Source organism: Streptomyces sp. NBC_00162 (genome assembly GCF_024611995.1).
Taxonomy (GTDB): Bacteria; Actinomycetota; Actinomycetes; order Streptomycetales; family Streptomycetaceae; genus Streptomyces.
Map to the genome: position 1 here is coordinate 6,870,803 of NZ_CP102509.1, position 13,693 is coordinate 6,884,495.

General features: G+C 72.1%; 10 protein-coding genes and 1 riboswitch. Of the genes, 5 read left to right on the forward strand and 5 right to left on the reverse strand.

Annotation, left to right across the window (positions count from 1 at the left end):
• Nucleotides 1-82 precede the first annotated feature (82 nt).
• The 3 genes from JIW86_RS31940 (at nucleotide 83) to JIW86_RS31950 (ending at nucleotide 4,006) form a co-directional block, all read left to right on the forward strand.
• The gene (locus JIW86_RS31940; RefSeq protein WP_257557285.1) at nucleotides 83-883 is read left to right on the forward strand and encodes a carbon-nitrogen hydrolase family protein; all 801 of its coding nucleotides are present in this window, start codon (nucleotides 83-85) and stop codon (nucleotides 881-883) included.
• Between the two features lie 53 nt (nucleotides 884-936).
• On the forward strand, nucleotides 937-2,649 hold the full coding sequence (locus JIW86_RS31945; RefSeq protein ID WP_257557286.1) for a flavin monoamine oxidase family protein: 1,713 nt from the start codon (nucleotides 937-939) through the stop codon (nucleotides 2,647-2,649).
• A gap of 163 nt (nucleotides 2,650-2,812) precedes the next feature.
• The gene (locus JIW86_RS31950) at nucleotides 2,813-4,006 is read left to right on the forward strand and encodes a GDSL-type esterase/lipase family protein (protein ID WP_257557287.1); all 1,194 of its coding nucleotides are present in this window, start codon (nucleotides 2,813-2,815) and stop codon (nucleotides 4,004-4,006) included.
• On the opposite strand, the gene JIW86_RS31955 is transcribed toward JIW86_RS31950, so the two are convergent.
• The 3 genes from JIW86_RS31955 to JIW86_RS31965 form a co-directional block, all read right to left on the reverse strand.
• Nucleotides 3,993-4,646, reverse strand: a complete 654-nt coding sequence (locus tag JIW86_RS31955) for a DUF5995 family protein (protein WP_215145344.1) — start codon at nucleotides 4,644-4,646, stop codon at nucleotides 3,993-3,995. The two genes, JIW86_RS31950 and JIW86_RS31955, sit on opposite strands and share 14 nt — an antisense overlap.
• A 76-nt stretch (nucleotides 4,647-4,722) precedes the next feature.
• Nucleotides 4,723-6,114, reverse strand: a complete 1,392-nt coding sequence (locus tag JIW86_RS31960) for a uracil-xanthine permease family protein (RefSeq protein ID WP_257559517.1) — start codon at nucleotides 6,112-6,114, stop codon at nucleotides 4,723-4,725.
• 117 nt (nucleotides 6,115-6,231) lie between these two features.
• Nucleotides 6,232-7,446: an MFS transporter gene (locus tag JIW86_RS31965; protein ID WP_257557288.1), complete on the reverse strand. Its 1,215-nt coding sequence runs from the start codon at nucleotides 7,444-7,446 to the stop codon at nucleotides 6,232-6,234.
• Between the two features lie 55 nt (nucleotides 7,447-7,501).
• Between JIW86_RS31965 and JIW86_RS31970 the strand changes: the two genes are divergently transcribed.
• The gene (locus tag JIW86_RS31970) at nucleotides 7,502-8,668 is read left to right on the forward strand and encodes an ROK family transcriptional regulator (protein ID WP_257557289.1); all 1,167 of its coding nucleotides are present in this window, start codon (nucleotides 7,502-7,504) and stop codon (nucleotides 8,666-8,668) included.
• Between the two features lie 28 nt (nucleotides 8,669-8,696).
• On the opposite strand, the gene JIW86_RS31975 is transcribed toward JIW86_RS31970, so the two are convergent.
• Complete coding sequence (locus JIW86_RS31975) at nucleotides 8,697-9,446, reverse strand: SDR family oxidoreductase (protein WP_257557290.1); 750 nt, start codon at nucleotides 9,444-9,446, stop codon at nucleotides 8,697-8,699.
• 170 nt (nucleotides 9,447-9,616) lie between these two features.
• Nucleotides 9,617-11,977, reverse strand: a complete 2,361-nt coding sequence (locus tag JIW86_RS31980) for a chitinase C-terminal domain-containing protein (protein ID WP_257557291.1) — start codon at nucleotides 11,975-11,977, stop codon at nucleotides 9,617-9,619.
• A 279-nt stretch (nucleotides 11,978-12,256) separates the two neighbouring features.
• Nucleotides 12,257-12,387, forward strand: a riboswitch (FMN riboswitch).
• A 150-nt stretch (nucleotides 12,388-12,537) separates the two neighbouring features.
• Here JIW86_RS31980 and ribD point away from each other — a divergent pair.
• Complete coding sequence (gene ribD, locus JIW86_RS31985) at nucleotides 12,538-13,692, forward strand: bifunctional diaminohydroxyphosphoribosylaminopyrimidine deaminase/5-amino-6-(5-phosphoribosylamino)uracil reductase RibD (RefSeq protein WP_416237627.1); 1,155 nt, start codon at nucleotides 12,538-12,540, stop codon at nucleotides 13,690-13,692.
• Nucleotide 13,693 lies beyond the last annotated feature (1 nt).

Sequence of the window (13,693 nt, forward strand, 5' to 3'; positions counted from 1 at the left end):
GCGCAACGGTCACGGCTTGTCCCGGTCGAACGCGCGAACGTACCGTTTTACGACCCCACCCCTCCTGTCACAGAGGTAGTCCATGCCCCCGCTGCGCACCGCCCTCCTCCAGAGCTCCGGACGGCTCGGCGACACCGCCGAGAACCTCAAGGCGCTCGACGAGGCCGTGGCGCGCGCCGCACAGGGCGGGGCCGGGCTCCTCGTGACCTCGGAGATGTTCCTCACCGGCTACGCCCTGGAGATCCAGGACATCGCCGCCCTCGCCGAACCGGCCGACGGCCCGTCCGCCACCGCCATCGGCGAGATCGCCCGCCGCCACGGGGTCGCAGTCCTGTACGGCTACCCCGAGCGCGCCGGCGAGGCCGTCTTCAACGCGGCGCAGCTCATCGGCCCCGACGGGGTCCCGCTCGCGAACTACCGCAAGACGCACCTCTTCGGCTGCTTCGAGCAGGACGCCTTCACCCCCGGCGACACCCCCGTCGTCCAGGCGGACCTCGGCGGCCTCCGCGTCGGCATCATGATCTGCTACGACGTGGAGTTCCCCGAGAACGTCCGGGCGCACGCGCTCGCCGGCACCGACCTCCTCCTGGTGCCGACCGCGCAGATGCACCCGTTCCAGTTCGTCGCCGAACAGCTCGTCCCCGTACGGGCCTTCGAGAACCAGATGTACATCGCGTACGTCAACCGCACCGGCCCGGAAGGCGAGTTCGAGTTCGTCGGACTCAGCTGCCTGGCGAGCCCCGACGGGGTCACCCGGACCCGGGCCGGACGCGGCGAGGAGCTGGTGTTCGGCGAGGCCGACCCCGAGCTGCTGAGCGCGTCGCGCGCGAACAACCCGTACCTGCGCGACCGCCGCCCCGGGCTCTACGCCTCCCTCGTCTAAGCACCCTCCGCTCCTCCGCTTCCCCCAGCCCTGCCGCAAGGAGACGTACCCCCATGACGTCCACGGTGCCCACCACCGCCGTCCCGCACAGCGACGGACAGCCGCCGATCACCATGTTCGGCCCGGACTTCCCTTACGCGTACGACGACTTCCTCGCCCACCCGGCGGGTCTGGGTCAGATACCGGCGACCGAGCTCGGCACCGAGGTCGCCGTCATCGGCGGCGGGCTGTCCGGCATCATCTCGGCCTACGAGCTGATGAAGATGGGCCTCAAGCCCGTCGTCTACGAGGCCGACCAGATCGGCGGCCGGCTGCGCACCGTGGGCTTCGAGGGCGCCGGCACCGAGGAGCTGACCGCGGAGATGGGCGCGATGCGCTTCCCGCCGTCCTCCACGGCGCTCCAGCACTACATCGACCTCGTCGGCCTGGTCACGGAGCCCTTCCCGAACCCGCTCGCCGAGGCCACCCCCTCGACGGTCGTCGACCTCAAGGGCGAGACCCACTACGCCGAGACCATCGCCGACCTCCCGCAGGTCTACCGCGACGTCGCCGCCGCGTGGAACGCCTGCCTGGACGAGGGCGCCGACTTCTCCGACATGAACACCGCGATGCGCGAGCGGGACGTCCCGCGCATCCGCGAGATCTGGGCGAAGCTCGTCGAGAAGCTCGACGACGAGACCTTCTACGGCTTCCTCTGCAAGTCCGAGGCCTTCCAGTCCTTCCGCAAGCGCGAGATCTTCGGCCAGGTCGGCTTCGGCACGGGCGGCTGGGACACCGACTTCCCGAACTCCATCCTGGAGATCCTGCGCGTCGTCTACACCGAGGCCGACGACCACCACCGCGGCATCGTGGGCGGCTCGCAGCAGCTCCCGCTGCGCCTGTGGGAGCGCGAGCCCGAGAAGATCGTCCACTGGGCCCAGGGCACCTCGCTGTCCACCCTGCACGGGGGCACCCCGCGCCCGGCGGTCACCCGCCTGCACCGTACGGCGGGCAACCGCATCACGGTCACGGACGCGTCCGGCGACATCCGCACGTACCGTGCCGCGATCTTCACCGCCCAGTCCTGGATGCTCCTGTCCAAGATCGAGTGTGACGACACCCTGTTCCCGATCGACCACTGGACGGCGATCGAGCGCACCCACTACATGGAGAGCTCCAAGCTCTTCATCCCTGTGGACCGCCCGTTCTGGCTGGACAAGGCCGTCGACGACAGGGGAAATCCGACCGGCCGCGACGTCATGTCGATGACGCTCACGGACCGCATGACCCGCGGCACGTACCTACTGGACAACGGCCCGGACAAGCCCGCCGTCATCTGCCTCTCGTACACCTGGTGCGACGACAGCCTCAAGTGGCTGCCGCTGTCCGCGAACGAGCGGATGGAGGTCATGCTGAAGTCCCTCGGCGAGATCTACCCGAAGGTCGACATCCGCCGCCACATCATCGGCAACCCGGTGACCGTGTCCTGGGAGAACGAGCCCTACTTCATGGGCGCGTTCAAGGCCAACCTCCCGGGCCACTACCGCTACCAGCGCCGCCTGTTCACGCACTTCATGCAGGACCGCCTCCCCGAGGACAAGCGCGGCATCTTCCTCGCGGGCGACGACATCTCCTGGACGGCCGGCTGGGCCGAGGGCGCCGTCCAGACCGCCCTGAACGCGGTCTGGGGCGTCATGCACCACCTGGGCGGCACGACCGACTCCACCAACCCGGGCCCCGGCGACGTCTACGACGACATCGCCCCGGTCGAGCTCCCGGAGGACTGACCTCCCCCCCCGAGTCCGTCGGTGGTACCCCCACCCGGACCCCGTGACCACGGGCCGCCCCCGCGCAAACATCGCGGCGGCGGCCCGTACTCATACCCGGCGGGACCGCCCGCCTGCGCAAATGCGGGTGCGGTCCGGGCCCGAGGGCGGCAGGGTGGTGGGCATGACTGCCCCGTTCGACCAAGCCCGCCCGGCCCCGTGGATCACCACCCCCGTCGAGGCGCACCTGCTGCGCGGCGCCCTCGACGTGGAACGCACCGCGCACGGCGTGCTCCCGCACCGGCTGCCCGCCCGCGCGCGCGAGCAGTTCCCCGACGCGAGCCTGGCCGCGATGGAGGCCCAGCCATCCGGGGTGCGGCTGGCCTTCCGGACCGGGGCCACGGCCGTCGAGCTGGACGCGCTCCCCACGAAGACGGGCTACGAGGGATTCCCGGCCCGCCCGGACGGCGTGTACGAGCTGCTCGTCGACGGCCGGCCGGCCGGCCGGGGCAGCGTGGCGGGCGGCAACGTCCGCGTCGTCGACATGGCCACCGGGTCCGAGGTCCTGCATCCCGGCCCGCCCGGCACCGTCCGGTTCACCGGGCTCCCCGCCGGGATGAAGGACATCGAGATCTGGCTGCCCCATACGGAGGTCACCGAGCTCATCGCCCTGCGCACCGACGCCCCGGTCGAGGAGCTCCCGGACCGCGGCCGCCGGGTGTGGCTGCACCACGGCAGTTCCATCAGCCACGGCTCCTCCGCCACCGCCCCGACCGGCACCTGGCCGGCGCTCGCGGCCGCCCTGGGCGGCGTGGAGCTGGTCAATCTGGGATTCGGCGGCAACGCCCTGCTCGACCCGTTCACCGCGCGCGCCATCCGCGACGCTCCCGCGGACCTGATCAGCCTCAAGATCGGCATCAATCTGGTCAACCTCGACGTGATGCGCCTGCGCGCCTTCGTCCCGGCCGTGCACGGATTCCTCGACACCGTCCGCGAGGGGCACCCCACCACCCCGCTGCTGATCGTCTCTCCCGTGCTGTGCCCCATCCACGAGGACACCCCGGGCCCCACCGCGCCGGACTTCGAGGGCGGAGAGCTGCGCTTCAAGGCCCTCGGCGACCCGGCGGACCGCGCCGCCGGGTCGCTGACTCTCGGCGTCATCCGGGAGGAGCTCGCCCGCATCGCCGCGCAGCGTGCGGACGGCGACCCGAACCTGCACTACCTCGACGGCCGCGCCCTCTACGGCGAGGCGGACTTCGCCGAACTGCCCCTGCCCGACCGGCTCCACCCGGACCCGGCCGGCCACCGCCGCATCGGCGAGCGCTTCGCTGAACTGGCCTTCGGCGACGGAGGCCCGTTCGCCGTCACAGGCGGCTGAGCCGGCCCGGGGTCAGCAGGCAGCGGCCCACCAGGCCGACGCCCGCGTCGAGGGATTCGCGGAACTCCTCGGCCAGCTCGGGGGAGCGGCGCAGGGTCCACAGCAGGCGGGCCGAGGCCCAGGCACCCGTGCGGGCGCGCTCCAGGCTCCACGAGCCGATCAGGTGGGTCAGCGGGTCGGCGATCTCCAGGAGGTCGGGGCCCGGCATCAGGTCCTCGCGGATGTGCTCCTCGAGGGAGACCAGGGTGTCGCCGACCCGGTCGAAGTCGGCTTCGAGGGCGCCCGGGTCGCAGTCCAGGGCGCGGCACGTGGACACCACCGCCACCGCCAGGTCGTGGCCGATGTGGGCGTTGATCCCGGCCAGCGCGTGCTGGAGCGGGCGGATGCCGGGATGGCGCCGGTACTGGAACAGGGGGCGCCAGCAGGCCGGGGCCCGGTCCGCGTCCACCGCCGCCAGGTACCGCTCCGCGAACCGCACGCTGAGCGTCTGCGCCCGCCTCGGCGCCGGGAACCCGCCGTGCTCGATCCGGCGGTGCAGGGTCTCGGTCACCGTCAGGTAGACCCGGTTGAAGACGGCGACACCGTCCTGCGGCGGGAGCCGCTCGTCCAGGGCGCGCATCCGCGCCAGCACCGCTTCCATGGGAGGCAGAGTCGCAGGCACCGGCACGGATCCGGGGAACTTGGCCGTACGCTTCCCCGGTTCGGGCGAAACCCCGTCAACGCGGCGTGTCCCGGCCGCCCTGATCATCGTAGGCGGAGGTGCCCTCGTCGAGCAGGGGCTCCTGCTGCTTCAGGTGCGCCGGGGCGAGGTACCGCAGCGCGTGGTAGCCGGTGATCACCACGATCGTGCCCAGCGCGATACCGCCGAGCTCGAAGGTGTCGCTGATCTGCAGCGTGACCCCGCCGATGCCGATGATGATGCCCGCCGCGGCCGGCACCAGGTTCAGCGGATTGCGCAGGTCCACCCCGCCGTTGATCCAGATCTGGGCGCCGAGCAGGCCGATCATGCCGTACAGGATGACCGTGATGCCGCCCAGCACCCCGCCCGGGATCGCGGCGACGATCGCCCCGAACTTGGGGCACAGGCCGAAGAGCAGCGCGAAGCCCGCCGCGGCCCAGTACGCGGCCGTGGAGTAGACCCGGGTGGCCGCCATGACCCCGATGTTCTCGGAATACGTGGTGTTCGGGGGGCCGCCGACCGCCGTGGACAGCATCGACGCGGCGCCGTCGGCCGCGATCGCGGTGCCGAGCTTGTCGTCCAGCGGGTCGCCGGTCATCTCGCCGACGGCCTTGACGTGACCGGCGTTCTCGGCGATCAGCGCGATCACCACGGGCAGGGCGACCAGGATCGCCGACCACTCGAACTGCGGCGCGTGGAAGGACGGCAGCCCGATCCAGTCGGCCGTGCCGACCCCGGAGAGGTCCAGGCGCCAGTGGTCCGTGGCCTCGCCGCCCACCGTGGAGTGGATCTTGCCGAAGAGGCGGTCGAGGATCCAGGAGAGCCCGTACCCGAAGACCAGTCCCAGGAAGATCGCGATCCGCGACCAGAACCCGCGCAGGCAGACCACGGCGAACCCCGTGACCAGCATGGTCAGCAGCGCCGTCCACTGGTCCTGCGGCCAGTACGTCGAAGCCGTCACCGGCGCCAGGTTGAAGCCGATCAGCATCACCACCGCGCCCGTCACCACCGGCGGCATCGCCGCGTGGATGATCCGCGCCCCGAAGCGCTGCACGGCGAGGCCGGACAGGAACAGCGCCACACCGACGACGAAGACGGCGCCGGTCACCACCGCGCTGTCCCCGCCCGAGGCCCGGATCGCCGCCGCCACACCGACGAACGAGAGCGAGCAGCCCAGGTACGAGGGGACCCGGCCGCGCGTGGCGAGGAGGAAGATCACCGTCGCGACGCCGGACATCATGATGGCCAGGTTCGGGTCCAGGCCCATCAGGACCGGCGCGACGAAACTCGCGCCGAACATCGCCACTACGTGCTGGGCGCCGAGCCCCGCGGTCCGCGGCCACGACAGCCGCTCGTCCGGCCGCACCACCGCTCCGGGGGCGGGGGTCCGCCCGTCACCGTGCAGGGTCCAGCGCACGCCGAGGCCCATGTCCACCACTTCCGATCCGCCGCTGATCAAGCATCAAGGCCGCTAGGGCCTGTCTTTCGGGTCAGGCCGGATCAGCCCGGCCTGACCCGAAAGACAGGCCCTAGGGCCCCCGACATATTACGGGCGGATACCGGCGGTTTCGTCCCGATTGACCGCGGAGGCCCCGGGCGCGGCCGGCGTCTGCCGCAGTACGGCGGCCCCCACCGCCAGCGCGAAGGCCAGCAGGGTGACCAGCCCGAAGGAGACCACGAGCGAGGTCGCGTCCGCCACCGCACCGATCGCCGACGGGGCGATCAGTCCCGATGTGTACGTGATCGTCGCGACACCCGCGATGGCCTGCGCCGGGGCCGGTCCGCTGCGCGCCGCGGCCGCGAAGGCCAGCGGAACCACCACGGCTATGCCCAGCCCGATCAGCCCGAAGCCGGCCATGGCCGCCGCGGGTTCGCGGACCGAGACCACGATCAGCCCGCCCGCGGTGGCCAGTACGCCACCCGCACGGACGGTGCGCACGGCCCCGAACCGGTCCACCACCCGGTCCCCGGCCAGCCGCGCGACGGCCATCGTGAGCGCGAAGGCGGTGGTCGACGCCGCCGCCAGACCGGCGTCCGTGTCCAGGACGTCCCGCAGGTAGACCGCGGACCAGTCCAGGCTCGCGCCCTCGGCGAAGACCGCGCAGAAGCCGATGGCGCCGATGAGCAGGGCCGACTTCGGAGGCAGCGCGAAGTGCGGCGGAGCCCCCGCCTCCTGGTCGCTCCTGAGGTCCAGCACCCCGCGTACGGCGACCAGCCCGGCCGCGGTGAGCGCCAGTGCGGCGATCAGGTGGTGCAGCCGGGCGTCGGCCCCGGCGTGCGCGGCGACCGTACCGGCGGCCGAACCGAGCAGCGCGCCCACGCTCCACATGCCGTGCAGCGAGGACATGACCGAGCGGCCCAGCCGGTTCTCCGTCTCCACGCCGAGCGCGTTCATCGCCACGTCCGACATGCCGGAGGTGGCTCCGTAGACGAAGAGCGCGAAGCAGAGGGCGGGCAGGTTCGGGGCGAGGCTCGGGAGGATGAGGGAGAGGGTCCACAGCGCCAGCAGCGCCCGCAGCGCGGCGCGGGCGCCGAAACGGTGGTTGATCCGCCCCGCCAGCGGCATCGCGAGCGCCGCGCCCAGGGCGGGGAAGGCGAGGGCCAGACCCAGGGTGCCCGCGCTGAGCTGGGCGTGCTCCTGGATCCAGGGGATGCGGGTGGCGAAGGAGCCGGTCACGGCGCCGTGGGCGCAGAAGACGGCGGCGATCGCGAAACGGGCATGGCGCAGCCGCGCCGGGCTGAGGTCGGTTTCCCCGGTCATGAGAGCTAAACTATCAGGGACCCTGCCTGATAGTTAACTGCTTTGACTGCCTAGGATGGGCGCCGTGACTCCTGCCCTCACTTCGACCACTTCGGCGCCGGTACCGTCCCCCGCCTCACCGAGCACGGCGCGCGCCATCAACGACCGCCTCGCCCTGCAACTCCTCCAGGAGGCGGGGCCGCTGACGGCCACCCAGCTCAAGGCCAGGACCGGCCTCTCCCGCCCCTCGGTCGCCGACCTCGTCGAGCGGCTCGCCGAAGCCGGGCTGATCGAGGTCGTCGGGGAGTCCGGGGAACAGCGGCGCGGCCCCAACGCCAAGCTCTACGGGATCGTCGCCCGCCGCGCCCACCTGGCAGCCCTGGACGTCCGGACCGACAGCGTGACCGCCGTGGTCACCGACCTCCTCGGCCACCCCCTGGCCGAGGCCGCCCTGCCGGTCGGCGCCCCCGAGGACGCGGTCGAGGCGCTGCTGCGCACCGCCCGCGAGGCCGGGGCCGGCGAACTGCACACCGTCGTCATCGGAGCCCCCGGCCTGGTCGGCCCGGCCACTGGTGAACTCCGCGACACCGAAGGCCTCCCGGCCTGGCACCGGGACCTGGTGGCGGCCCTGCAGCGGAGCCTGCCCGCCGTGGTGGTCGTCGAGAACGAGACCAACCTGGCCGCCCTCGCCGAACAGCGCCTGGGCGCGGCCCGCGACCTGGACTCCTTCGTGCTCCTGTGGCTCGGAGCGGGGGTGGGCGCGGCCGTGGTCCTGGACGGGCGGCTGCGCCGCGGCGCCTCCGGCGGGGCTGGCGAGATCGGCTTCCTCCCCGTCCCCGGCACCGGCGGCCTGCCCTCGGCCACCGACTGCGGGGGCGGCTTCCACGCCCTGGCCGGCCGGGAAGCCGTGACGGCGCTGGCCCGCGAACACGGCTTCGCCGGTCCGGCGGAGGAGGCCGTGGCGGGAGCCGCGGGGGAGGCCTTCCTCGACGCCCTGGCCGAACGACTGGCCCTGGGCGCGGCGGCGGTGACCGCGGTCCTGGACCCGGGATGCGTGGTCCTGGCGGGCGAACTGGGCCGCGCCGGCGGCCCCGCCCTGGCCTCCCGGGTCGCCCGCCGGCTGACCACCCTGACCCCGGTCCCCACGGAGGTCCGCGCCACCACCCTGGGCGGCCCGGCGGTCCTGGCGGGAGCAAGACTGGCGGCGAGGGAAGCGGCCCAGGAGGTGCTGTTCGGCGGGTAGACGGGGGTAGGCGGGGTAGGCCTGGGGCCTACCGTGCCCGTCGGGCCAGGAACTCCGCGAACGTGACGCGGCCCGCCGCGTGGGACGGGGCCAGGTGACCGCCGCGGCGGAAGCCCGCGTACGCCTTGCCCCACAGCGGCAGGGGGACCACCCGGCGGCGGCGTCCCGTCGCCGACAGGTAGGCGCGGCCCAGGTCGGGCAGCGTGCGGATCTCCGGGCCGCCCATGTCCGGGACGCGGCCCGACGGGGTCGGGACGGCCAGTTCCGCCAGGCGGTCCGCGACCTCCTCGACCGCGATCGGCTGCACCCGGACCCCGTACGGCAGAGGCACGACCGGCAGCTTCGCCGCCATGGCCACCACCTGCTCCACCAGGTCGTGGAACTGCGTCGTACGCAGGATCGTCACGCCCAGCCCGGACTTCTCCAGCAGCCGCTCCACCTTCAACTTCACCTTGTAGTAGCCCAGGGGGACCACATCCACCCCGACGATCGAGATGTAGACCACGTTCGAGACGGTCCCCGCCCGCCGGGCCGCCTCGATCAGGTGCCCGGCAGCCACGTCGTCGCCCTTGCCCTGGGCCCGCGTGCTGCTCGCGCAGTGCACGACGACCTCCGCGCCCGCCATCGCCGCGTCCAGCCCGCTGCCGTCCCGCAGGTCGACGGGGTGGTCCGCGGAGTGCCGGCTCAGGACGCGGACCTCGTGGCCCGTGTCCCGGAGCCGGGTGACGACGAGCGAGCCGAGGGTTCCGGTGCCTCCGGTGACGAGGATGGTGCTCATGGGGTCCTGCCCTTCGCTGGACGCGTTTGCCTTCACCAGAATGGACCGGACAGCCCCCCGAAACGTGACAACCCGGCGCCCGATGGATCTGCGCGCATGCGCCGCACGTGCGAGGACCCGGTGGCCGCCGGGCCACCGGGTCCTCACGCGTTCAACTCACCCAGGGGGTGTCAGCAGGCGCCCTGGTCCTTCCAGACGCCCCATTCGCCCGTGGTGCCGGGCTCCTCGTTCTGCGTCCACCACTGGGCCTTCCAGGTGTGGCCCTTGTGGGAGACGAGGCTGCCGCCCGCGTAGACCTGACCCGCCACGTACGCCGGGCCGGTGCACGCACCGCCCGTCGGCGGGGTCGTGGTGGGCGGGGGAGAGGTCGGCGGAGTCGTGGTCGGCGGCGGTGTGGTGGGCGGAGTCGTGGCGCCCGGCTGGACCACCGTGACACCGCGCGCCAGGTCACCGGCGAGCGCGTACGTCGTGCCGGAGATGTTCACCGTCCAGTTGGAGGGCGTGGAGACCGGCAGGTAGTAGTTGAACGCCAGGTCGACCGAGGCGCCCGGAGCCAGCGTCTGCCAGGCGGGGAGCTTCAGGGAGACCCGGTGGAAGTCGCCCTTCAGGCCGCCGACGTTGCTGCCGGTGTGGTCGCTGCTGATCACCTTCGTGCCGAAGCCGGACTGGTCGGAGGCGTTGTTCGGAGCGGCGGTGGAGTAGTCGAACTGGAACTCCGTGCCACCCGGCAGCGTCGCCTGGGTGTTGTTGGTGATCTTGAGCTTCGGGGTGATCGGGTAGTTGGAGTCGCCCAGCTTGAACTCGGTGAACTCCGTCTTGATGGCCACGGCCTGCGCCGGCAGCGCGGTGTTGGACTTCTTCGCGCCGTACGGGGCGGCCGCCTTGAACTTGTCGTACATCAGCGAGGTGAGCGTGTCGCCCATCTCGTACTGGCCCTTCGCGGCGTTCCAGGCGTAGTCACCGGCCATCTCCCAGACCATGGTGCCGCCGATGCCGCGGTCGACCACGTAGTCGGCCTTGGCCGCCACCGACTGCTCGTCCTCGGTGGACAGGAAGACCTTCTTCTGCGCGTTCCACAGCCACGGCGCGACCAGCGTCGCGTCGTACTTGCGGGCGTAGGTGCCGGTCAGCGTGGTGTTCGCCGGGAAGCCGTACTTGGTGACGTAGTCGCCGACGATCCCCTTCTCCAGGTTCTTCGCGTGCCACATCGGGTTGGAACCGGCCGGCGACTCGGCGCCGTTGGTGTCCTTGTCGTGCCACAGGTTGTCGATGCCGACGGCGCCGTCACCGCACTTGGTCAGGCCCGCGCCGGCCGGGCAGGTGGTCGCCGGGGCCTTGCCCCACAGGCCGTCCGTGCCGCCCTGCACGTTCTTGTGGCCGCGGGTGTAGTACGGCAGGCCGATGTTGATCCGGCCGGCCGGCATGGAGCCGCGGAAGTAGTGGTACGCCCAGTCGGTGTTGAGGTAGCCGATGTTCCCGTACTGGGAGCTGCCGTAGACGTTCGCGGCGGCCAGCTCGGCGTCCTTGCCGTCGTCGAAGAGCGAGGCGTTCGGCCCGACGAACTCGTTCCAGGCCCCGTGCAGGTCGTAGGACATGATGTTGACGTAGTCCAGATACTTCTGCATCTGGAAGGTCTCCATGCCGCGCAGCAGGTAGCCGGAGGAGGGCGCGGCGACGGTGAGCAGATAGTGCTTGCCGTCGGCGGCGCCGGCCCGGTCGAGCCTCTCGCGCAGGCTCTTCATCAGGGCGTCGTACCCCTGGACGAGTCCGGCCCGGCGGGCGTTGGACAGCTGCCAGTCCAGCGGGTTGCCCGCGTCCTTCATGGTGGTCGGGTACTCGTAGTCGATGTCGACGCCGTTGAACCCGTACTTGCGGATGAACTCGACCGAGGAGTCCGCGAAGGTGTCGATGCCCGCCTGGTTGACCGATCCGTCGGCGTTGGTGGCCATCGAGTAGAAGCCGCCCGAGGCGACCCGGTTGCCGTCGTCCCCGAAGTAGCCGCCGGTCTCCGCCCAGCCGCCGACCGAGATCAGCGTCTTGACGTTCGGGTACTGCTTCTTGAACTTGGTCAGCTGGTTGAAGTGGCCCTTGTACGGGAGGGCCGGGTCCATCTCGGCGCCCGCGACGCCCGGCCAGGTCATACCGGTGGCGGCGTTGTTCGCGTTGTCCGCGCCGACGGAGATCTTGTTGTCGGCGCCCACGTGGGCGAAGGCGTAGTTCAGGTGGGTGACCTTGGACCACGGGATGTTGCCGGCGAGGTAGGAGGGGGCGCCGTCCTTGCCCGTGCGCCAGCCGGTGAAGTATCCGATGACCCGGCGCTGGTGGTCGGCGCCCATCTTCTCGCGGCCTTCGGTGTCGTACACCGAGCAGTACGGGACGTCGGCGCCGGCCGTCTTGTACAGCCCGTCGGGGCGACAGCTCTCGTTGTCGGCAGCGTGCGAGACGCCCGTCGAGAGCCCGGCCACCAGCAGTCCGGCGATTGCGGCGCCGGATGCCAGGAGCATCGCTCTCGTACGTGTGGGGGACAGCATTGTGCCTCCTGGGGAGGGGAGGATGGCATGACACAACAGGACACAACATGCGGAAATGTGAAGCGTGTTGGCCCGTGACGTGCGCACATCTGACGGGCTGTTCCCGGGGAAGATGAAGGGAACGTTAAGAGGACTAGACCACCCCGTCAATAGGTCTGGACCAACCCTGCGTCCACTGGGCCGGGTCAGCCCGCGCGGGCCTCCGTGTGAGCCAGGCCACACCCCCTCACCCGCATGGCCGCCGATCACCCGTGGCAAACTGGCTGGAGTACCAGTAAGCAGCGCACTCCGGGGTCGGTGTAATTCCGAACCGGCGGTTATAGTCCGCGACCCGTCCGCAGCCAGCGGCCGGTTGACCAGGTGAGATTCCTGGACCGACGGTTAAAGTCCGGATGGGAGGCAGTGCGCGGCGGGCCAGTGACCGGTACGCCGCCGTCGGCGGTTCCTCGGCACATCCCTGCGGATGTGGCGGAGCGGACCGTTTTTCCGGCCTCGGCGTCCCCGTGTGAGCTGTTCCGCTTCATCTGTCGTATCCCGACAGGCCCCGGAGTCCGTGCCCGATGAGGCAGGAGGACCCGGTGGCGACACACGCCGCGCACGCAGCACCCGACGCGGACACCCGCGCCATGCGCCGAGCCGTCGGGCTCGCCGCCCGCGGACTCGGCTCCACCAGCCCCAACCCCGTCGTCGGCTGCGTCATCACCGACGCCTCGGGCACCGTCGTCGGCGAGGGCTGGCACGAGCGGGCCGGCGGCCCGCACGCCGAGGTCCACGCCCTGCACGCGGCGGGCGGGGCAGCTCGCGGCGGCACCGCCTACGTCACCCTGGAACCCTGCAACCACACCGGTCGTACGGGGCCCTGCGCCCGCGCCCTCCTCGAAGCCGGGATCACCCGCGTGGTGTACGCCGTCTCCGACCCGAACCCGCAGGCCCGCGGCGGCGCCGACACCCTGCGCGACGCCGGGGTCACCGTGGAGGCCGGGCTGCTCGCGGACGAGGCCGAGGCGGGCAACGCCGCCTGGCTGACCTCCGTACGGCTGGGACGCCCGTACATCCTGTGGAAGTACGCCGCCACCCTCGACGGACGCATCGCCGCCGCCGACGGCACCAGCCGCTGGATCAGCTCCCCGGAGTCCCGCGCCGACGTCCACCGGCTGCGCGCCGAGGCCGACGCCGTCGTCGTCGGCTCCGGCACCCTGCGCGCCGACGATCCGCACCTCGCCGTCCGCGGCATCGAGGGGGCCGTCCAGCCCCTGCGCGTCGTCCTGGACACCCACGCCACCATCCGGCCCACCGCCCGCGTCCTGGACGAGGCCGCCCCCGCCCTGATCGTCGTGGCCGAGAGCCTCGGAGAGGCGGCCACCCGCCACCTCGAGGGCGTGGAGCTGGCCCGGCTCCCGTACGACAAGTACGGGATCTCCGTGGACGCCCTCCTCGGCGAGCTGCACCGGCGCGGGGTCCGCTCCGTCCTCCTCGAAGGCGGCCCGACCCTGGCCGGCGCCTTCGTCGCCGCGGGCGCCGTCGACAAGGTCGTCGGCTACCTCGCCCCCGTCCTCCTCGGCGCGGGCCCCGCCGCCCTCGCCGACGCCGGCATCGGCACCCTCACCGACGCGCTCCGGCTCCGGATCACCGAGACCGTCCGCATCGGCACGGACATCCGCATCACCGCCGTCCCCACGGCTCCCTCCGTCCCCGCAGCCCCCAAGGAGCACTGAA